The following is a 19,489-nucleotide window of genomic DNA, read 5'->3' on the forward strand; positions in this document are numbered from 1 at the left end:
CCCTAGAATGGGTAGCCGATACCGATGTTGAGGGCAGTTTGGTTGCGGGTCTGGCTCAAGACGTTGCGGATGGTCCATGGCTCGGCGGCGGTGGGGTCGTAGACCTTGGTGGCGATGTCGAAGCGCAGAATCAGGAACGTGAAATCGAAGCGGATGCCGAGGCCCGAGCCCACCGCAAACTGCTTGGCAAAGGTGTTGAGCCGGAACTCGGCACCGGGCCGAGCGTCGTCGGGCTGGAGCGTCCAGACGTTGCCAAAATCAGTGAACAAGGCGCCCTTAATAAAGGAATACACTGGGAAGCGGTACTCTACCGAGCCTTCGAGCAGTAGCTCGCCGGGCTGCTCGGTGTAGTAGTCGCGGGTGATGCTGTAGGAGCCATCCGGGTTGCGTACCGGCAGGGTAGTGGCGTAGGTGCCCGTGCCCAGGCGGCGCGCGCTCCAGGCCCGCACGCTGTTCGAGCCGCCCGTAAAAAAGTACTTATCGTAGGGAATGATGTAGCGGTCGGCCAGCGTGCCGTCGATGTCGGGGCTCTTGGTGAGGGCGTGGGCCACACCGCCGTTGAGGCGCCAAGCCAGGTAGGTTTGGGGTGAGAGCTGGTAATAGCGCCGGTAGTCGGCCGCAATTTTGGCGAAGTTGTAGACTCGCAGCCCGGTGTTCTCAAACCAGCTCTTATTCTGATACAAGCCCCGCGTGAGGCCGCCCACCTCCACAAACAGGCGCAGGTAGCGCGCACTGCGGGTCTGGTTGATATCGTTGGAATTATAAACCGACGTGAAGCTGAGGCTAGGCTCGTAGATGGGCCGAAACGACTGGTACAGCGGGCTGCCCTGGAAGATGCGCAGGCTGTCGAGACGCGCCTGGTAGAAGCCGGTAATAGTGGGCGTGCTAACCAAGCCAATATCAATCGGGGTGAAGATATACTGCTGGTAGGGCGAGGTTTGCCAGAGGTAATCGAAGGTGAACTCGCCGTTGTTGCGGGTGTAGTAGGGCGTTTTGCTGTGTGTGAAAGAAAGCGAGAGCCGGGTGCGGGGCTGGGCATCGCGCAGCAAACGGCTGGTGTTGAAGGGCGCCAAAAACTTGGGGAGCACCAGGGCCGCCGTCACGCCGTACTGGGTGGTATACACGGCGTCGGTTTCGTTTTCGGCATTGCCCAGGCGCGCCAGCTGGCCCTCAAACCCGACGCGGCCGCTCAGCTCCAGCACCTCGGCCCCGCGGAAGGGGTTGCGCCACTTCAGGCGCACGTTCACAAACGGCCCTGGCTTGCCGGCCACGTAGGTGCCCCCAAACTCGGTGGTTTCGGCAAAGCGCGGGCTGGGCGAGGCCGTCACCAGCGCATCGAGGTAGTGGTCGGTGGCGGGCGCCGCCAGGGTGTCGCCGGCCAGTCCTTTGGCGTCCGGCACCTTGCTGAACGCCACGTTATTGAACCGGTACATGTCCAGCGCCGACAGCTGGCGCGTCGTGCGCTGGGTACGGCTTAGGTTGTAGAACTGGCCGGGGCGCAGCGTTATCTGGCGAACGAGGATGCTGGGCTTGATGGGCAGCGGCCCCCGGCTGGCAAACGCCACCGAGTCGTAGCGCACCGTGTCGCGTGGGGCCAGGCGTGGCCGCCCCCGGCGCCGGGCGGCCAGCGAGTCGGACACGGCGGCCGCCGTAACCCCGGCCGGCATGTTGGCCGTTGAGATGCGGCCGATAGAGCCCTCCGCCTCGGGTGCTGCCGGTGCCTCGGCCCCCTGCCGACCTAGGCGCTGGCGCCGGCCCACGCGGGCCGTGTCGCCGGTGAGGCCGCGCAGCACCCGGCCCTGGGCGGCATCGGCCAGCATCGTAACCTGGCGCAGGCGGTAGCGGCGGTGCCCGCCGGCCGGGCTGGCAATGAGCAAGCCCAGGCGCACCCGCGCTTTCTCAAAGCTGGTATCGGCCTCTAGGGTAATGAATTGGGCCCGAAAATCGTAGTAGCCCGCGTTCTTGAGCAGCGCTTCTAGCCGCTGCCGCTCCTGCCCGATGAGGTCTTCGTTGTAGGCATCGCCCACGTGCAGCAGCGCGGCACCCTGGCTTTGCGCCACCACGCGCGCCACCCCCGAGTCGGGGATGCTGCGCGTGTACTGGCTCAGCGTAAAGCCGGGGCCTTCCTGCACCTGGTAGGTTACGGTTACGCGCCGGTGCAGGCGCTGGCCGGCCGAGTCGCGCAGCGGTACGGCGTGCACGGGCTTGTTGCGCACTTGCAGCGCGCGCAGCAGGCCATCGACCAGGCTGCGCTTCGAGCGGGCCGAGTCGGTATAGGTTACCCGCGCCCGAAAAAAGCCCTGCGAGCGCAGGTAGGTCGTGAGCTGGTCCACGGTGCGCTGGCTCAGGTCGGGGTCGTAGATAACGGGTGGCTCGCCCAGGCGCATAATGGCGTTGCCCTTGGCCAGGGCCTGCTCCTTGCGTTGCAGGCGGCTGTCGCGGCGGGCAGCTAACTTGCCGACCTTGGTCGAGTCGGTGCCGGCCGCCGCCAGCTGGCTGGCGTACTTGGCCTGGATGCGCTCGATTTTTTGGCGAATCTTGGCCGAGTCGTAGAACGAGTGCCCCAGCTGGTACACCGCCAGCCGCGGAATGGGCAGGTTGCGGTTGGGTTTCTGCTGCACCAGCGTCAGCAGGCGCTCTTGCTGGGCGGGGCTCAGGTCGTGGCTTTCCACTTCCACCTGCGTGAGCAGGCGTTGCTGGGGCTGAAGCAGGCGCAGCGGCGAGCAGCCCACAGCCAGCCCCAGCAGCGCCAGTAGCAGCCCAAGCCCGGGGGCCAGCGTAAGTTTGCGTACTTTCTCCAATGGTATCTAAAGCCCTCGCCAAATACGTCCGGGCGCTGCATCAGCGCAAATATCGGCAACGCCACGCCGCCTTCCTGGTCGAAGGTGCCAAAAGCGTGCTAGAATTGCTAAGCTCCGGCCTTGGCATCGAGCACGTAGTGGCTACTACGGCCTTTGCCGAGCAGTTGGCCGCCAGCCGCCAGCTGCCGCCCGGCGTGCCCCTGCACCTGGCCTCCGAAGACGAGCTGACCCAGCTCGGCACCCTGCAAACCAACGCCGCCGCACTGGCCGTAGTATCCCAGCCCGCCGAGCCGCCGCTGCCGGGCGCGCTGCCCGCCAGCCGCCTCGTGCTGGCCCTCGACAACGTGGCCGACCCCGGCAACCTAGGTACCCTCTGGCGCCTGGCCGACTGGTACGGCCTGCCCGGCCTGGTCTTGAGCGAAAACTGCGCCGACCCCTACAACCCCAAAGCCGTGGCCGCCAGCATGGGCGCCTTCGGCCGCGTGCCCGTGTGGGCCGACCGCGACCTAGGCGCCTGGCTTGGCACGCTGCCCAAGGAAGTCGGCATCTACGGCGCCGACCTGGAGGGCGACAACGTGCACCGCCTCACCCTACAACCCGCCGGCGTGCTCGTGATGGGCAGCGAGTCGCACGGGTTGAGCGAAGACGTGGCGGCCCAGCTCACGCGGCGACTGCACATTCCGCACGGCCCCGGCGGCCGCGCCGAAAGCCTCAACGTGGCCGTGTCAGCCGCGATTTTGCTCGATAACTTCTTTCGGAATCTGTAGGAGCGGCAGCATTAGAAAGCAGACAGCTGCCATTGCGAGGAGGCCCGACAAAGCAATCGCACCTAGGAAGAACCCGAATGGCTCGTCTTGATGCGATTGCTTCGTCGTGCCTCCTCGCAATGACAGACGATGGGTATAGCAGCCTATTTGCCCGACAGGCGCAGGCCGAAGCTCAGCGTCTGGGCCTGCGGGCCCTGGTTGTCTTTGAAGAGCTGGTTGAGGTTGTACTTGGCAAAGAAGGTCAGCGACTTGAAGCCGATTACCCCTTGCAGGCCATACTGCCAGTCGTTGAGGTTGAAGTTGTTGTGGTCCTTGTCCTTGTACATCGTGCCTTCTTCGTAGTACTTGAGCTTGGTCCAGCTGGCGAGGCGGTAGCCCACGAAGCCCCCAGCGCCCAGCGTGAGCGTGCGGCGGTGGTGCTCGTCGCGCAGCTTGAGCTCCAGCATCAGCGGAATGGTAAAAGTGGAAGTCGCCAGTTTGGTTTTTTGGTACTGGCGGCCGTTAGTTTCGGGCACCACGCTGGTGAGGCCGTTCTGGTTAATCCACTTGTTGTTGCCCTCCAGCATGTAGTTGTTGAAGGCAAACTCGGGGCCCACCACCAGGTAAAGCGGGCTGCGCTTGCCGCCCAGCCGCTGCTTGTAATTGATGCCTAGGTTGACGTAGCGCGAGCCCAGGGTCCGCAGCTCGGGCCGCTGCGAAGCGAGCGCCGAGCTGGATTTATTGACCAACGCGTTCAGCCCCAGGTCAAAAACGAAGTCGGACGAAAACGACTTGTTTTCAATGCGCGCCAGGCGCAGCGAGTCGCGGTGCGCCTGGCGGTCGGCGCGGCTGGCGGTAGCCCGCGGCTTGTCATTATTCTTGCCATCAATGTTCACCACCATCCCAAACTTCTTTTCCAGCAGCACTTCCACCCTATTGCTGGGGCCGGAGGCGCCGGGCGCTGGCTTGCGGGTCGTGATGCGGATTTGCTCGGGCAGGTTTTGGCCGGGCGCATCCTGATTGGGGAAAAATTCTACCGTGACGCGGTCAGTCTTGGCGGTTTTGGCCGCCTCATCGGCCCGCTTGATGTAGGTGCCGAGCCGCGCCACCAGCGAGTCGAGGTGGTACTGCGGCAGCTGGCGCAGCTGCTGGGCATCGCGCACCACTAGCGTCATAATGGCTTTGTTGGGCAGGCGCACCACGATGGTATCGGTGGGCGGCACGGCCAGCGTACGGGCCTGAGCCCCAGTAGTGGCGGCGGCGAATAAGGTTAGGAAAGCAGCGGAGAAAAGAGCAGGTTTCATGGTGAAAAAAAGGCAAGAAGGTGAGGAGCAGCGCGGTGGGCACACCACGCCTAGGTAGGAAAAGCAGTTTTGAGAAAGGGCAAGGCCGGCGAGCGCGGGCCTACAGGCGGATGGTTTTGGAGAGTACCCGGCCCCCTAGGCGAGCCTGAAAGGTTACGGTTTCGGAGGGGTCGGAGGCTTCGGCCAGGTTCACCGACTCGCCGTGCACAAGGTGGTCGGCCTGACGCAGTAGGCCCCCTAGGCGCACGCGCCGGCGAGTTGGGGGCGGCGTGGCATCGATTGCGGCTAGTATTACGGGCGCCGCTACGGGGGCAGGTGCCGGGCCGCGCCGCACGTCTACCTCGATGACTTCGGGAGTAGCTGTAGTGGCTGTGGCTACGGCAAGGATGGTGGTTGGTGCGTGGGTGACTTTTACTTGGTTATCAAAGTCTTGCGAAGGGGTCAGGGACTGGCTGGCCGGGCGCCGCTTCCCGGCGGTGGCCAGTTGGCCAGCGGCCGCGTCCGGCTGCTGGCGATGGCTACCGGCTGCCCGGCTGGCCGCAGCGGCGCGGCGCGGCCGGGTAGTGGTGGCCATCGGGGTGCTAGATGTAGAAGCCCGGGGCGCGGTTGCCTGGGGAGCGAAAATTTCTCGATTTTTTTTCGAAGCCTCAGTCGCGGCTTGCGCCAACTGCTGGCCGGCCGGAGCACCTATGGTAGCGGCGGGGCGGCTTGGTTCGGTCAGCGCTGGCCGGCCCGGCGTGGCGGGGGCCAGGCGTGGCCGCAGCGCCGGCACTTTTGTCGGCTGGGTCGTAGCCAAGTCGTTGCCTTTGGGGCCGAAGGAGCCGCGCCATAGCCCGGCGCCGCCCGCCAGCAGTAAAAGCAGCAGCACGGCGGCGGCCGAGTATTGCCACCAGGCCGCTACCCGCCGCCGGCGGGGCTGCGGGCGTAGGTGCTCGTCTTCGAGGCGTTCCCAGAGCTCGCGCCGAGGCGGCGTGGCGTGGCCGCGCAGGCCCGCCCGAAACAGCGTGTCGAGCGGTTCCGGCGTAGCACCGGCGGCTTCGGCCGCGGGGCCGGGCAGCTGCAGGCGCGCCCACAGGTCGTCGCTTGGCGGCGAGGCGTGGCCGTCGAGTTGCTGTCGGAATAAGTCGTCGATATCTTCGGAATTCATCGGGATAGAGCGGCTAGTAAATTATAGACTATAAACGGGTTGGCTGGCCGGCGCGGCGGCTCGCCCGCCGCTGAGGCGGCGCTGGAGCAGCGCCCGCGCCTTGCTGAGCTGCGACTTGCTGGTGCCCTCCGTGATACCTAGGGCCTCCGCGATTTCGAGGTGCGAGTAGCCCTCCAGCGCGTAGAGGTTAAACACGGTGCGGTAGCCGGTGGGCAGCTCTTGCAGCAGGGCCAGTAGCTCCTCAGCCTGCAGCTGCGTATCGGCGGTGGCGGGCGTGGTGGCCAGGTTTTCGGGCTGCGCAAAGTCCTCAAACGAGAGGTGCAGCGGCTCGCGGCGGCGCAGCTCCATCAGCGCCTCATTCACCATGATGCGCCGCACCCAGCCCTCAAACGAGCCCTCCTGCTTGAAGGTGTGCAACGCCCGAAACACCTTGGTAAAGCCCAGCAGCAGGGCTTCTTCGGCGTCTTCCTGGCGCTTGAGGTAGCGGCGGCACACCGTCAGCATCAGCCCCGCAAACTGGTTGTAGAGCTGGCGCTGCGCGCGCGGTTCGCTTCGCAGGCAGGCGGCAATGAGGTCGGCGTCGGTCACGTTTTCGGGTAAGAGTAGGGCAGAGGCGAATCGGGGTTTGGGGCGCTAGATGCCGGGCGTGCGCTAGGGGTTGCCTGGGATGGTAAAATTTTCTGCCCAAAAAAAGCCCTGCCCGGCGGGCAGGGCCAGCGGCTGGCCGGGCAGCCCCCTAGAGCACCACGCGCAGCCGAATTTCGCGGTTGCCGCTGCTGGTCGGGGGCAAGAGCGAATTGATGGTGGTATCAGCCTTCACGGTGCCATCCACCAAGATTTTCATGGTGAGGTAGGCCGCCGAAGAAAGCGAGCCCGAGCGCAAGCTAGCGGGCGAAAACGACCCCGTGGTAGTCAGCACGTGCCCGGCCGCCATGTTGGTTTCGTTGTGCTCAAAGCTCTCGTAGTGGTAGCCGCCCCGGCCGCTGCTGGCGGCCAGCTGCTGCCGGTTGCCCTTGTACTCATCCATCGCCTGAAAGCTCCAGTCGTAGTCGGTCGAGAATGGTACTTTTATCACTACCCGCACTTTCACGTCGTGGCGGGGCCCGGCCTCTAGGTCGGGTTTGGCGCAGCCGGCCAGCGCCAGCAGCCCCGAAATACTTAGGAAGGTAGCTAGTAGCTTCATAGCAAACGCAGGGAAAAAGTGATGACCTAGGGGGCAAAATTTGGGCGGAAAGGGAGCGCGCACCCCACGCGCTAGCTGCAGTTTTCGCCGCGCGTAGACAACTGATAGACAAGCTACAACCGCCACCGGAACGACTGGTCATCCAGGGCCCGCATGGTGCACAAAATACCATCCAGGTGGTCGCACTCGTGCTGTAGCAGTTCCGATACCGCGCCCTGCACCGGCCAGCGCTGCGGCTGCCACTGGGCGTCGCGGTAGGTTACGGTTACGGCCTCGTGGCGCTGCACCCGCACCAGCAGGTTGGGGAAGCACATGCAGTCGTCCCACATTTCAAACATGGCCGCGCTCGGCTCGCTCAGCTCGGGGTTGAGCAGCACGTGGGGCTGGCCGTCGAGGTGCAGGTACACCAGGCGCTTCATGAGGCCGAGTTGCGGCGCCGCAATGCCGCGCCCGAAGCCGTAGCGGGCGCGCACCTCCTGCATTACGTTGTGCAAATCGGCCACCCAGCTGGCTACCAGGGGCAAGTCGGCCGCCGTCACGAGCGCGCAGACTTCGTAGAGGCGCGGGTCGCCGAGGAGCACCAGGTCGGCCAGGGTTTTCATGGGGAAGGCAGAGAAAAAGCGGTGCTTTAGTCGCGGTAGTTCAGGGCCGGCTTGCGGTCACCGAGCAGGGGCTTGTACACGTAGCTACCCACTTTTTGCCTGAGTTCGGCTTTGGCTTTCGTCAGCAGCTCGGGGTTGGTGAACAGGTCGATAGCCGTGAGCGTCATGGTTTTGGCGGCCACCATCATGCCCTTGGTGCCGATTTCTTTGCCGCTGCACGCCACGGCCTGCCAGCTGTGGGCGGGCGTGCCGGGCACCCAGGTGGCGGCCGTGAGGCCTACGGTGGGCACCACGTAGCTCACGTCGCCCACGTCGCTGCTGCCGCCGCCGTCGCGGGGTTTGTAGGGGCCGATTTCGGCGGCCTGGGCCACGAGCGGCGCGGCGGCCCCCAGGGTTGCCTGAATTTGCTGCCCGAAGGCCATTTCTTCGGGCGTGTAGGTCACGCCGCCCACTTGCTCTAGGTTAGTTTGCAGGGCGTGGGCCAGGGTTTCGTTGAGCAGCAGCTCGTGCGTGCCCCCGATTACCTCGTAGTCCATGGCAGTGCCGGTACCTAGGGCGGCGCCCTCGGCGGCCTTGGTCACGCGCTCAAACACGGCCTGCACCACGGCCCGGTCGGGGTGGCGCACGTAGTAGTACACCTCCGCGAAGTCGGGCACCACGTTGGGCGCCTTGCCGCCGCTCGTGATAACGTAGTGAATGCGCGTTTCCTGGGGCACGTGCTCGCGCAGCATGTTCACCATATTGTCCAGAGCCTCCACGCCGTCGAGGGCGCTGCGCCCGCGCTCGGGCGAGGCGGCCGCGTGCGCGGCGATGCCGTGAAACCGGAATTTGGCCGACTTATTGGCGATGTACGAGCCGGTCATGGCCGCGTTATTATTGCTCGGGTGCCAGTGCACCACCGCGTCTACGCCCTCAAACAGGCCCGCGCGCACCAGGTACACTTTGCCGCTGCCGCCTTCCTCGGCCGGGCAGCCATACACCTTTACGGTGCCGCGCAGCTTGCCTTCCTTGAGTAGCTTTTGCAACTCGAGCCCCGTGGCCACGCTGGCCGTGCCAAACAGGTTGTGGCCGCAGCCGTGGCCCGCATCCTGGCCCGCAATGGGCGTTTTGGTGGCCACCGCCTGCTGGGCCAGGCCGGGCAACGCATCATACTCGGCCAGCACGCCAATCACCGGCTGCCCGCTGCCATACGTGGCCACGAAGGCCGTGGGGATGCCCGCCACGCCTGCCTGCACCGCAAAGCCGTGCTCGCGCAGCGTTTTTTGCAGCAGCGCCGAGCTCTGGGTTTCCTTGTAGCCCACCTCCGCAAAGCCCCAGATGCGCTGGGCCAGCTGGCGGTAGTCGGCGTAGTGCGCTTGCAGGTCTTGCATGGCCTGCGCTTTTAAGGGCTCGGCCGGCGGGGTAGGGGCGGGCCGAAAGGCCAGTAGCCCGGCGCCGAGCAAGCCTAGGAAGTAGGGTTTTCTCATCGGGGTTTAGTAAGTAGGTAGTCGCCCAAAAATAAAGGCTTTCCGGAATCCCTGGTCGGGTGCCAGCCAACATTTTACCTGGTATAGTACAGCGGGACCGGCGGTCAAAGGCTCAGGGCCAGTGCTCGGGTGGTAGCCCAGGGCAAGCTGCTACCAGACGCCGGCTAAAAATCCGAAATATTTTAGCAAGCCTGGCAAACTATTCTGGGCAGCTTTTGCGCAAAAAGCGGCCCAGCCAGCCAACGAGTAACTGATTGATAAAACGCCGACTGCTGCGCGGCAAGGCGCTGCTAAGCAAAGAATATAAGTAATTATATTCTTGATTTATAGTGAATTAATGTGCCTGTTTTACTGGGAATAAAATGTGAAAGAAAAGAAATAGAAATATTAGATTTGGCCACCAGTGCTTCACAAGAGCTTTGGCTGTCAGATACTTCTTATTCTCTTTTTCCAGTTCGTATGAGTCAGTTGATTTCCTCACGTAATTTTTTACCTCTGCTGGGCCTAGGTCTGCTCAGCGCCTTTGGGTGCACCAAAGAGAATCTATCCCCCACGGCCGGCGGCGCCGACGCTGGCCTCAGCAACAGTGCGGTGCAGCGCGATGCCCAGGCCACGCCGGGCTTTGTGCTGCGCGCCAAGCAGTATATCATCATTGCCACCGGCGACCAGCTGCCGGCTAACCTAGACGCCCAAACGGCCGCTGCCAACGGCAAGGTGACCAATAAGCTAGCCGAGGTAGGCGTAGCCATCGCTACTTCCGACGACCCCGATTTTGCCACCAAAGCCGCCAAGATTGCGGGTGTGCGCTCGGTGGTGCACGACTTCACGTACCAGGGTTTTGAGCCGGAGCCCAACCGCGTGCTGGAGACTGCCGCCGCCGACAACGTGAATCCGCCGAGCACCGGCGACAGCAACCCCTTGTATCCGTTGCAGTGGGGCGCCACTGCCATTCAGGCCCCGGAGGCCTGGAACACGGGCAACCAGGGCCAGGGCGTGCTGGTGGCCGACCTAGACGGCGGCTTTGAGCTGCAACACCCCGACCTGCGGGAAAATATCGTGGGCAGCATGTCGTTTGTGCCCGGCGAGCCGGCCCAGTTTGTGGGCACGGGCTCCAGCCACGGCACGCACACGGCCGGCACCATCGCCGCCGTCGACAACAACATCGGCGTAATCGGTATTGCGCCCAAGGCGAAACTATTGCTGGTAAAGGTGTTGGGCGATGCGGGCTCGGGCTCCTTCTCCTGGCTGATGCAGGGCATCCTGTACGCCACGCAGCAGCGCGCCGACGTCATCAACATGAGCCTAGGGGCCGCCCTGCCGCGCAATGGCAAGTACCTCGACGACGCCGGCAACGTAGTCAACGACACCAAAGCCACCCAGGAGCTGCTGGTGGCGCTGAGCAAAGTGACGAGCTACGCCACCAAAAACGGCGTAACCCTGATTGCCTCGGCCGGTAACGACGCCAACAACGGCAACCAGGATAAGTCGCTGGTGCACATTCCGGCCGATGCTACGGGCGTGCTTTCCATCTCGGCCACGGCCCCCATTGGCTGGGCCCTGGCGCCGCTCACGGCCAATCTGGACCGCTTTGCTTCGTACTCCAACTACGGCACGCCGGCCGTCACCTTCGCCGCGCCCGGCGGCGACTTCGCCTACCCCGGCAACGAGATTGTGGTTTTCCGCGGCGTGCGCCAGTACGTGTGGGCCCTGGATATGGTGCTGAGCACGGGCCGCGTATCGGCCACCGGCGCCGGTAGCTACACCTGGATGGCCGGCACCAGCATGGCCGCGCCCCACGCCACCGGCGTAGCTGCCCTCCTCATCGGCAAAAACGGCGGCAGCATGGACCCCACGCAGGTAGAGTCCGCCCTGCGCGCCTCGGCCGACGACCTAGGCAAGCCCGGCCGCGACCCCTACTACGGCTACGGCCGCGTAAACGCCCTGAAGGCCGTGACGCAGGCTAACTAAGGATAGTTTCCGCACACTAGCAGGCCCCGGCTGCGGGTTGGTATCAGTACCAACCCGCAGCCGGGGCCTCTTGTATTTTGGTGGTTTCGCCGCACCTAGGGCAGGCATGAAGGCGAGGGAAATGGGCAGTGCCTATTTCTCGTACTGCCCCACGCTCAGCATCACCAGCGTGCAGGCTTCCTCGGTCATGATGCCAGCCGCCTGTGCCTTCTGCTCCAGCTCCGGGTTTTCGGTGCCGGGGTTGAAGATGATGCGGCGCGGCTTGAGGCTCAGAATATAATCATACCAGCCCGGCTGGTTTTGTGGCCCTACGTACAACGTTACCGTGTCGATGTCCGCATCCTGCGGCCGGTCGGTGTGAATGGCGATACCCGCCACCTGGCCCTTGCGGATGCCTACGGGCACCACGTCGTGGCCGTGGCGCTTGAGGGAATGCACGGCCTTGTAAGCGTAGCGGTCGGGGTTATCGGTAGCACCGAGAACAAGCGTTTTCATAAATCGCAGATTTAACTGATTTAACGGATTGCGCAGATACGCCCGCCTGCGGCGGGCTGACTACGCGGTTGGGACTGGTTATGTGGGTCGGACTGACCACTTAGCTGGTTTTACGTAGAGTGAGTGAATTTAGGCAGTTGGGCGCGGTATGCTTTAGATGGTCAACCCTATTTGCATAGCCAGACAGATAGTCCAAAGCATATAGTCAGCCCGCCGCAGGCGGGCGTATCTGCGCAATCCGTTAAATCTGCGATAATGCTTCGGCTACGCGCTCGCCGTCCATGGCGGCGCTCACGATGCCGCCGGCGTAGCCCGCGCCTTCGCCGCAGGGGTAGAGGCCGGCCACTACCGGGTGGCGCAGGGTGTCATTGTCGCGCGGGATGCGGACGGGCGACGAGGTGCGGCTTTCGACGCCCACAATCTGGGCGGCGTTGGTGGCAAAATCGGGGATTTTGCGGCCGAAAGCGCGGAAGCCCTGCCGCAGCCGCTCGCTGAGGGCGGGGCCGAGCACGGCGTCCATCTCCACGCTCACCAGGCCGGGCTGGTAGCTGGTTTCGAGGAGGGTAGGGGAGAGTTTCTTTTGCAGAAAGTCACCTAGGCGCTGGGCGGGGGCCAGTTGGGTGTTGCCGGCGAGCTGGCAGGCGCGCTGCTCTATTTCCTGCTGCAAGCGCAGGCCGGCCAGCACGCCGTGCTGGGCCACGTCTATATCGGCTAGCTCCACAGCGGCCACGATGCCCGAGTTGGCAAAGCGCGAGTCGCGGCGGCTGGGGCTCATGCCGTTTACCACCACCTCGCCGGGTGCGGTGGCCGCCGGCACAATGAAGCCGCCGGGGCACATGCAAAACGAAAACACGCCACGCTGGGCATCGCGCACCTTGGTTTGCTCGACCAGCGCGTAGCTGGCGGCCGGCAGCAGGCCGCGCTCGGGCTGCCCGTACTGCGCCCGGTCGATGAGCGCCTGCGGGTGCTCGACGCGCACCCCTAGGGCAAACGGTTTGGCCTCGATGAGCACCCCGCGCCGGTGTAGCAGCTCGTAGATATCGCGGGCCGAGTGGCCGGTGGCCAGCACGGTGGCCTCGGCCTCCAGGGCCTCGCTGGTGTGCGTGACCACGCCGCGCAAGTGGTTGTTATCCAGAATTAAATCCTCGACCCGCGTCTCGAAGCGCACCTCGCCGCCGGCCTCGATGATGGCATCGCGCAGGCTCTGCACCACGGCGGGCAGCTTGTTGGTGCCGATGTGGGGGTGGGCATCGACCAGGATATCGGGGGTGGCGCCGTGCTGCACCAGCCGCCGCAAGATGCGGCCCACGTCGCCGCGCTTGGTGGCGCGGGTGTAAAGCTTGCCATCGGAGTAGGTGCCCGCGCCGCCCTCGCCAAAGCAGTAGTTTGAGTCGGGGTTCACGAGGTGCTCCTTGTTGAGGGCGGCCAGGTCGCGGCGGCGGGTGCGCACGTCCTTGCCGCGCTCCAGCACGATGGGCTTGATACCCAGCTCGATGCAGCGCAGCGCCGCAAACAGCCCCGCCGGCCCCGCGCCCACAATGAGCACCCGCCGCCGCGCCCGGCGCACGTCGGGGTACTCAAACCACGGCCCCAGCAGCTCGCGGGCGGGGGCGGGGTGGGCCCGGTCGTACACATCGGCCCGCAGGCGGATGAGCGGCCGCCGGCCCCGCGCATCGAGCGAGCGCTTGCGGATGTGCACGAAGTCGGCTTCGCCGGGGCGCAGGCCGGCGGCGGCCAGAATGGCCGCGTAGCGGGCCAGCTCGTCGTAGGCCACCTCGGGGGGTAGGGCCAAGTCTAGTTCTTGTTTCATAAAGCAGGCGAACGGGAGTTAACCGTTAAGCAAGCGCAAATTTACGATGGGTGGCGGGATGGGCGGGTTTTGGGTTGGTTATGGTTTATACTTGTGGGTGTTTCAGATTACGGGAGCATAATGGCTGTTAGAGTTGTCCTAGGCGCTAACGAAAACTAGAAGTTTCATATTTAAATTGAGGAATTAATTGTAAGTCGGTAATGAAAAATATTGATAAGTATAAAAATGATTTAAAGCTCTTAACTGCAAAAGGTGATGAGCTAGTTGTTTCTATGAAATATCATTGCTATCCTGAGAATATTAAAAAGCAGATTAAGAGCGCTTTTGGTGACGAAGAAAAAGTCGAAGAATTTATAAAAAATATTATTCCTTTTAATAAAGAATATCAGAGCTAGTATTCAGAGTCATTAGTCCTTATTAAGCAGTTGTTGCCTGATAGACTATCTGATTTTGTAAAACTGTTCGAGAAGCCTAAGGCAAGAAAGTCTATTGAATATGGTAATTATGTAATTGAAGATTATCTTCAGAATTTAACGGTCACTTCTTACGAGAAAAGAAAGGTTGGGCCAGAAGCTGCTATAAGTCAGTTTGAGCAACAGCTTAATATTTTAAAATCAATAGAGCGAAGATTTGAGAGTTCTCTTTTTGATATTAAACAACTAGTACAAGCTGATTTGTTTGATGGCGAGCTTGAAGCAGCAAAAGAGTTAAATAAGAATAGGTTTTCTAGGGGTGCTGGGGCAATCGCGGGCGTCGTTTTGGAAAAGCACTTAGCACAAGTGTTGCTAAATCATAATCTCAAAAATTCCAAAAGCCACCCTTCTATTTCAGACTTAAATAATGCTTTGAAAGCCGCAGAGGTATATGATACTCCAACTTGGAGGAAAATACAGTACTTAGGAGATATTAGAAATTTATGCGACCACAATAAGGATAAAGAACCTAAAAAAGAAGAGGTTGACGAGTTGATATCTGGAGTTGATGCAATAATAAAAACAGTATACTAGAAATTAGTATTATCTGGCGCTATGCCTATTTCCGTGCTTCGCCCCCTCAGCCGCCTAGCGACCATAGCCACTACTGGCAACCTGGTATTGTTAACGGGCAGCTAACGCTAGTTACTTTACTTTGCCAGCGGCCAAAAACTAAAAGCGCATGGATATTTTCGCAAGAATGCTGACCGGCGGACCAATTCGCCGCGATGACCCGGAAATTGCCGCCATGTGGGAGGTGGTTGCGCGGGCCATTCGCTTGTCGCCCGCCCTCAACGCCGCCACCGATACCGACCAGATACGCCAGCTCCTGGGCGAGCTAATCGGCCGCGAAATCGACGCGGGCACGACGGTATTCGCGCCGTTCCACACCAATTTTGGCCGGCACATCACGCTGGGTAAAAACGTCTTTATCAACCACGCCTGCACGTTTTTGGACCTGGGCGGCATCACCATCGAAGACGACGTGCAGATTGGCCCCAAGGTGAACATCATCACCGAAAATCATCCCATCGAGCCCGCGCAGCGCAAGGTGCTCTTGCTCAAACCGGTGCTCATCAAACGCAACGCCTGGATTGGGGCGGCGGCCACGATATTGCCCGGCGTCACGGTGGGCGAAAACGCCGTGGTGGCGGCGGGCGCGGTCGTCCACAAAGACGTGGTGGCCAATACCATTGTCGGTGGCATTCCGGCTAGGGTGATTAAGACCTTTGAGGCGGTTTAGGAATAAGATTTATTTCTGAATTAAGAAAGCTGAAAAACAGGTCATGCTGAACGCAGTGAAGCATGACCCGTTTTTAAAGTGCCTATCAAGCAAAGCAGCAACCTGCTAGCCGCAGTCCGAAGCCGCTCGCCGTTACCTTCGCGACTATGGCCACTTCCCCGCTTCGCTCCATCATTTCCGGCTCCATCGGCAACCTGGTCGAGTGGTATGATTGGTACGTGTACTCGGCATTTGCCCTGTATTTCGCGCCGGTCTTTTTCCCGAAGGCCAGCGCCACGGCGCAACTACTGAACACGGCCGCCATCTTCGCGGTGGGCTTTTTGATGCGGCCGCTGGGCGCGGCGCTGCTCGGCGCGTATGCCGACCGCCGGGGCCGGCGGGCCGCCCTGCTGCTCTCGGTGCAATTGATGGCGGGCGGCTCGTTGCTCATCGCGGTGGCGCCGGGCTACGCCAGTATCGGGCTGGGGGCGCCGGCGTTGCTGCTGCTGGCGCGGCTGCTGCAAGGCATCAGTGTGGGCGGCGAGTACGGTACCTCGGCCACCTACCTCTCCGAGATGGCGGGGGCGCGGCACCGAGGCTTCTGGTCGAGCTTTCAGTACCTGACCCTCATGGGCGGGCAGCTGCTGGCCCTGAGCGTGCAGCTGACGCTCCAGCAGTTCCTGTCGCCTGCCGAAATGACGAGCTGGGGCTGGCGGGTGCCGTTCGTAATCGGGGCCGGGGCGGCGCTGGGGGCGCTCTACCTGCGCCAGCACATGAGCGAAACGGCCGCCTTCGAGCAGGAAAAAGCCGGTGAGGCTACGGGCGGCCGCGTGGCCAAGCCTTCGGCCTGGCAGCAGCTGCGCGCCTACCCCCGCGCCACGCTCACGGTGGTGGGCCTCACCCTAGGTGGCACGCTGGCGTTCTACACCTTCACGACCTACGCGCAGAAGTTTCTGGTGAATACCAGCGGCTTCAGCAAGGAGCAGGCGACGCTCATTTCGTTTGGGGCGATGGCGGTGGCGCTGCTGTTTCAGCCGCTGCTGGGTGCCATTTCGGATAGGGTGGGGCGGCGGCCGGTGCTGCTGTTTTTTGGCATTGGGGCCACGCTGGGCACGGTGCCGGTGCTGCGGCTGCTGGCCCACGCAAGCAGCGCTGGGGCGGCGTTTGGCTTGTTGGTGGCGGCGCTGTTTGTGGTGAGCGCCTACACCAGTATTTCGGCCGTGGTGAAGGCCGAGCTGTTTCCGACGCAGGTGCGGGCGCTGGGCGTGGGGCTGCCCTACGCGCTTACGGTGGCCATTTTTGGCGGCACGGCCGAGTACCTGGCGCTCTTTGCCAAGGAGCAGGGCCGCGAAGAGTGGTTTTACTGGTACGTAACGGGCTGCGCCCTGCTCTCGCTGCTGGTATACTGGCGCATGGGCGAGAGCCGGGCCAGCGGGCACATGGACGAGGTGGCGGGGCAGTAGCGCGGACTTTCAGTCCGCGAGTTAGCGCAACTACTGGGCGACTATCAGACATATCCACTCGCGGACTGAAAGTCCGCGCTACTCCTCAAACTAATTGCCGGGCTTTCGGCTTACCTGCCTACAACTCACTTTTTTCCTCACATGCGTTTCTTCTCATCCCACTTTCTCGTGGCGGCTGTAGCCGGCACCGCGCTGGTCCTAGGTTCCTATTCGGCCCAAGCTCAGGCCCAAACCCAGACTACCATGCCGGAGCCCGCCCAGGCCAAAAAGCCCGAGGACAAATCCAAGCGCCCGAGCCCGCCCGCCGTAGTAAAAACCAACGTGCGCGGCACCGACGTCACCATCGACTACAGCCGCCCGTCACTGAAAGACCGCGCGGTTTTTGGTGAGAAGTCGCCGCTAGCGCCCGTGGGCGAAGTGTGGCGCACCGGCGCTAATGAGGCTACCACCTTTACGGTGAGCAAGGACGTGAAAATCGAAGGCCAGACGCTGGCCGCCGGTACCTACGGCCTATTTACCATCCCCGGCGCCACCGAGTGGACCATCATCTTCAACAAAACCGCCAAGCAGTGGGGCGCCTACGAGTACAAGGCCGCCGACGACGTGCTGCGCGTGAAAGTGAAGCCTACTACCGTCGCTACGCCCGCCGAGCAGTTTACCATCACGGCCGACAAGTCGGGCAAAGTGACGATGATGTGGGGCAAAACCGCTGCCTCCTTCACGGTCAAGTAAGCGCTAACAAGCTAGTAAAAGGCCCGACAATGCAACTCCTTGGAGCGGCGTTGCCGGGCCTTTTTGCGTGCAAAAAAGCGCCCTAGGTACTTGGCGCGAGCGCCAGCAGTAGCACGCGCCAGGCCTCGGCTACTTTGCCTTCTTCCAGCCACTGCCGGCCCAGGAGCGTGAGCTGGTGGGCTTGCTCGGCGGGGGCGGTGCGGTGCTTGTTCAGCAGGTAAGCTACCATGGGTTCCTGCTTGATTTCGGCCACTTGGGCGGGCGTGGGCAGGGCGTCGCGCTCGGTGTTGGCGAGGCGCGCTAGGTGGTTGCCGGTGAGCACGTTGCTGTGCCGGATGGGCTCGGGCAGCTCATCGAAACCGATACCTAGGCGCCGGTTGGGGCGCACCACCGGGAAGAGGCTTTCCGGCGAGAGGCGGCTGTACCAGTCGCCGTTGAGGCGCGACACAGCCTCGAATTTGCGCGGGTCGAGGCCGGGGCGGCCGTCCAGCAGCAGCGCCTCGCGAAAGTGCCCCTGCACCACGCGGCACACCACTAGCGTGCCGTGGCCGGGGCCATCGCCTAGGGCAATCAGCTGCTCAACCACGCACTCAAACGCCGCCGGGCACTCGGCCACGCGGGGCGGGCGCACGCGCGTCGAAGCTGCTTCGGTGAGGCCGGCTTTGGTAAACTCATTGACGCCAGCCGGGTACTCGGCGCTGGCCAAGGACAGCTGCTCGACCAGCGGGTAGTCACAGATATTAATTACCACCTCGGGCACCTCGCGCACGTTGCGCAGCGTGTCTTTCTCCGAGTTGTCGGCGCCCCGGCTGGTGGGCGAGAACACTAGGATGGGCGGGTTAGAGCTCATGACATTGAAGAAGCTGTAGGGGCTCAGATTGACGGCGCCCGCCGCCGACACGGTGCTGACGAACGCGATGGGCCGCGGCGCGACCGCGCTAATCAGGAACTGATAAAAGTCGCTGGGTGGCAGCCCGGCGGGGTCGATGGTGCGGTAGGTAGGGGCAGGCATGAAGTGGGGGCTGATATGGATGCAAAGGTCGGCAGCGCCCTAGGCTGTACGCTAGGCAGCTACTAGTGGTAGTTTTAACGCATGAAAATGCTCTGTCTATGTCTGCTGCCGCTGCTGAGCCAGGCGCAGCCCACCGCCACCGATACGGCCCGCTTGGGTCAGCATCTACGTTACCTCACCATTCGGCAGCCTGCCCGCAGCGCCGCGCACCCCGCCGTGCTCGACTCGGTGGCCAGCTACCTGGCCCGGCACTTGCGGGCGGCCGGCGGCCGCGTAGCGCGCCAGCTGGTGCCAGCCGATGGCACTACGTATCAAAATGTTATCGCCTCCTTCGGCCCCGAAGCCGGCCCGCGCCTCATCGTGGGGGCGCACTACGACGTGTGCGGCGAACAGCCTGGCGCCGACGACAACGGCACCGGCACGGCGGCCCTGCTGGAGCTGGCCCGCTTGCTAGGCCAGTCGGCCCGGCCGCTGCCGCAGCGCATCGACCTGGTGGCCTACACCCTCGAAGAACCGCCTTACTTTCGCACCCCGCACATGGGCAGCTACGTGCACGCCGCCAGCCTGCGGGCGGCCAAAATCCCCGTTACGGGCATGGTGGCCCTCGAAATGCTGGGCTACTACGACGAGCGGCGCGGCTCGCAGCGCTACCCCCTAGGTGTGCTGAAACTGCTCTACGGCAGCCGCGGCAACTACGTGACCGTGGCCCAGAAATTTGGCGGCAGCGGGCGCTGGGGGCGGCGACTGGCGCGGCGCTACCGGGCAAGTGCCGGGCTGCCGGTGCGCCGCTTCAAGGCGCCCGCCTGGCTGCCGGGCGTCAATTTTTCGGACCACCTCAACTACTGGCACTTCGGCTACCCGGCGCTGCTGCTCACCGACACCGCCTTTTACCGCAACGCGCACTACCACCAGAGCACCGACACCCTAGGCCGCATGAGCCTGCCGCGCCTGGCCCTGGCCGTAGATGCGCTGCGGGCGGCGCTGTTGCCTTGAGGTAAAACACCTTGCCAAAGCACTATCAATTTAGCAAAAAGCTATAGCTTTAGGCCTTTCTTCTCTTTCCCA

At 63.0% G+C, this 19,489-nt stretch carries 18 protein-coding genes; 8 read left to right on the top strand and 10 right to left on the bottom strand.

The features are described 5' to 3' along the window. Positions 1-2 precede the first annotated feature (2 nt). The gene (locus ACFSDX_RS21525; RefSeq protein ID WP_382317347.1) at positions 3-2,801 is read right to left on the bottom strand and encodes a BamA/TamA family outer membrane protein; all 2,799 of its coding nucleotides are present in this window, start codon (positions 2,799-2,801) and stop codon (positions 3-5) included. Between ACFSDX_RS21525 and ACFSDX_RS21530 the strand changes: the two genes are divergently transcribed. Continuing rightward, complete coding sequence (locus ACFSDX_RS21530) at positions 2,801-3,568, top strand: TrmH family RNA methyltransferase (protein ID WP_382317349.1); 768 nt, start codon at positions 2,801-2,803, stop codon at positions 3,566-3,568. The two genes, ACFSDX_RS21525 and ACFSDX_RS21530, sit on opposite strands and share 1 nt — an antisense overlap. 143 nt (positions 3,569-3,711) lie before the next feature. Here ACFSDX_RS21530 and ACFSDX_RS21535 read toward each other — a convergent pair whose 3' ends face one another. The 6 genes from ACFSDX_RS21535 to ACFSDX_RS21560 form a co-directional block, all read right to left on the bottom strand. Further along, positions 3,712-4,851, bottom strand: coding sequence for an outer membrane beta-barrel protein (locus ACFSDX_RS21535; protein WP_382317351.1), 1,140 nt, complete (start codon positions 4,849-4,851; stop codon positions 3,712-3,714). Positions 4,852-4,951: 100 nt separating this feature from the next. Next, positions 4,952-5,998 carry a hypothetical protein gene (locus ACFSDX_RS21540; RefSeq protein ID WP_382317353.1) on the bottom strand — a complete coding sequence of 349 codons (1,047 nt, stop codon included), beginning with the start codon at positions 5,996-5,998 and terminating at the stop codon, positions 4,952-4,954. Positions 5,999-6,019: 21 nt separating this feature from the next. After that, entirely contained in the window at positions 6,020-6,586 is a 567-nt protein-coding gene (locus tag ACFSDX_RS21545; protein ID WP_382317355.1) for an RNA polymerase sigma factor, read from the bottom strand. Between the two features lie 148 nt (positions 6,587-6,734). Next, complete coding sequence (locus ACFSDX_RS21550; protein WP_382317357.1) at positions 6,735-7,181, bottom strand: hypothetical protein; 447 nt, start codon at positions 7,179-7,181, stop codon at positions 6,735-6,737. A 113-nt stretch (positions 7,182-7,294) separates the two neighbouring features. Continuing rightward, a complete protein-coding gene (locus ACFSDX_RS21555) occupies positions 7,295-7,783 on the bottom strand; it encodes a peptide deformylase (RefSeq protein ID WP_382317359.1) in 489 nt (162 codons plus the stop codon). A gap of 26 nt (positions 7,784-7,809) precedes the next feature. Beyond that, the gene (locus ACFSDX_RS21560) at positions 7,810-9,249 is read right to left on the bottom strand and encodes an amidohydrolase (protein WP_382317361.1); all 1,440 of its coding nucleotides are present in this window, start codon (positions 9,247-9,249) and stop codon (positions 7,810-7,812) included. Between the two features lie 459 nt (positions 9,250-9,708). Between ACFSDX_RS21560 and ACFSDX_RS21565 the strand changes: the two genes are divergently transcribed. Then, positions 9,709-11,217, top strand: coding sequence for a S8 family peptidase (locus ACFSDX_RS21565; protein WP_382317363.1), 1,509 nt, complete (start codon positions 9,709-9,711; stop codon positions 11,215-11,217). Between the two features lie 132 nt (positions 11,218-11,349). Here the strand turns inward: ACFSDX_RS21565 and ACFSDX_RS21570 are convergent, their stop codons facing one another. Both ACFSDX_RS21570 and ACFSDX_RS21575 read right to left on the bottom strand, forming a co-directional pair. After that, positions 11,350-11,712: a CoA-binding protein gene (locus tag ACFSDX_RS21570; RefSeq protein ID WP_382317365.1), complete on the bottom strand. Its 363-nt coding sequence runs from the start codon at positions 11,710-11,712 to the stop codon at positions 11,350-11,352. Between the two features lie 241 nt (positions 11,713-11,953). Continuing rightward, complete coding sequence (locus ACFSDX_RS21575) at positions 11,954-13,522, bottom strand: NAD(P)/FAD-dependent oxidoreductase (protein WP_382317368.1); 1,569 nt, start codon at positions 13,520-13,522, stop codon at positions 11,954-11,956. Between the two features lie 200 nt (positions 13,523-13,722). Here ACFSDX_RS21575 and ACFSDX_RS21580 point away from each other — a divergent pair, with 200 nt between their 5' ends. The 5 genes from ACFSDX_RS21580 to ACFSDX_RS21600 all read left to right on the top strand — a co-directional run bounded on the left by ACFSDX_RS21580 (position 13,723) and on the right by ACFSDX_RS21600 (position 17,412). Continuing rightward, positions 13,723-13,917, top strand: coding sequence for a hypothetical protein (locus tag ACFSDX_RS21580; RefSeq protein ID WP_382317370.1), 195 nt, complete (start codon positions 13,723-13,725; stop codon positions 13,915-13,917). A 33-nt stretch (positions 13,918-13,950) separates the two neighbouring features. Further along, a complete protein-coding gene (locus ACFSDX_RS21585; RefSeq protein WP_382317371.1) occupies positions 13,951-14,529 on the top strand; it encodes a hypothetical protein in 579 nt (192 codons plus the stop codon). 148 nt (positions 14,530-14,677) lie between these two features. Beyond that, the gene (locus ACFSDX_RS21590) at positions 14,678-15,238 is read left to right on the top strand and encodes a DapH/DapD/GlmU-related protein (protein WP_382317373.1); all 561 of its coding nucleotides are present in this window, start codon (positions 14,678-14,680) and stop codon (positions 15,236-15,238) included. A 146-nt stretch (positions 15,239-15,384) separates the two neighbouring features. Then, positions 15,385-16,680, top strand: coding sequence for an MFS transporter (locus ACFSDX_RS21595; RefSeq protein WP_382317375.1), 1,296 nt, complete (start codon positions 15,385-15,387; stop codon positions 16,678-16,680). 141 nt (positions 16,681-16,821) lie between these two features. Further along, the gene (locus ACFSDX_RS21600) at positions 16,822-17,412 is read left to right on the top strand and encodes a DUF2911 domain-containing protein (protein ID WP_382317377.1); all 591 of its coding nucleotides are present in this window, start codon (positions 16,822-16,824) and stop codon (positions 17,410-17,412) included. Between the two features lie 82 nt (positions 17,413-17,494). On the opposite strand, the gene ACFSDX_RS21605 is transcribed toward ACFSDX_RS21600, so the two are convergent. Continuing rightward, positions 17,495-18,424, bottom strand: coding sequence for a flavin reductase family protein (locus ACFSDX_RS21605; protein ID WP_382317379.1), 930 nt, complete (start codon positions 18,422-18,424; stop codon positions 17,495-17,497). An 81-nt stretch (positions 18,425-18,505) separates the two neighbouring features. Between ACFSDX_RS21605 and ACFSDX_RS21610 the strand changes: the two genes are divergently transcribed. After that, positions 18,506-19,417 carry a M28 family peptidase gene (locus tag ACFSDX_RS21610; protein WP_382317381.1) on the top strand — a complete coding sequence of 304 codons (912 nt, stop codon included), beginning with the start codon at positions 18,506-18,508 and terminating at the stop codon, positions 19,415-19,417. Positions 19,418-19,489 lie beyond the last annotated feature (72 nt).

The organism is Hymenobacter bucti (assembly GCF_042681145.1).
GTDB classification, from domain to species: Bacteria; Bacteroidota; Bacteroidia; order Cytophagales; family Hymenobacteraceae; genus Hymenobacter; species Hymenobacter bucti.

Coding starts and splice junctions, on each gene's coding strand:
- ACFSDX_RS21530 (WP_382317349.1), top strand. CDS start 2,801: ATGGTATCTAAAGCCCTCGCCAAATACGTCCGGGCGCTGCATCAGCGC.
- ACFSDX_RS21535 (WP_382317351.1), bottom strand. CDS start 4,851: ATGAAACCTGCTCTTTTCTCCGCTGCTTTCCTAACCTTATTCGCCGCC.
- ACFSDX_RS21540 (WP_382317353.1), bottom strand. CDS start 5,998: ATGAATTCCGAAGATATCGACGACTTATTCCGACAGCAACTCGACGGC.
- ACFSDX_RS21550 (WP_382317357.1), bottom strand. CDS start 7,181: ATGAAGCTACTAGCTACCTTCCTAAGTATTTCGGGGCTGCTGGCGCTG.
- ACFSDX_RS21555 (WP_382317359.1), bottom strand. CDS start 7,783: ATGAAAACCCTGGCCGACCTGGTGCTCCTCGGCGACCCGCGCCTCTAC.
- ACFSDX_RS21560 (WP_382317361.1), bottom strand. CDS start 9,249: ATGAGAAAACCCTACTTCCTAGGCTTGCTCGGCGCCGGGCTACTGGCC.
- ACFSDX_RS21565 (WP_382317363.1), top strand. CDS start 9,709: ATGAGTCAGTTGATTTCCTCACGTAATTTTTTACCTCTGCTGGGCCTA.
- ACFSDX_RS21570 (WP_382317365.1), bottom strand. CDS start 11,712: ATGAAAACGCTTGTTCTCGGTGCTACCGATAACCCCGACCGCTACGCT.
- ACFSDX_RS21575 (WP_382317368.1), bottom strand. CDS start 13,522: ATGAAACAAGAACTAGACTTGGCCCTACCCCCCGAGGTGGCCTACGAC.
- ACFSDX_RS21580 (WP_382317370.1), top strand. CDS start 13,723: ATGAAAAATATTGATAAGTATAAAAATGATTTAAAGCTCTTAACTGCA.
- ACFSDX_RS21590 (WP_382317373.1), top strand. CDS start 14,678: ATGGATATTTTCGCAAGAATGCTGACCGGCGGACCAATTCGCCGCGAT.
- ACFSDX_RS21595 (WP_382317375.1), top strand. CDS start 15,385: ATGGCCACTTCCCCGCTTCGCTCCATCATTTCCGGCTCCATCGGCAAC.
- ACFSDX_RS21600 (WP_382317377.1), top strand. CDS start 16,822: ATGCGTTTCTTCTCATCCCACTTTCTCGTGGCGGCTGTAGCCGGCACC.
- ACFSDX_RS21605 (WP_382317379.1), bottom strand. CDS start 18,424: ATGCCTGCCCCTACCTACCGCACCATCGACCCCGCCGGGCTGCCACCC.
- ACFSDX_RS21610 (WP_382317381.1), top strand. CDS start 18,506: ATGAAAATGCTCTGTCTATGTCTGCTGCCGCTGCTGAGCCAGGCGCAG.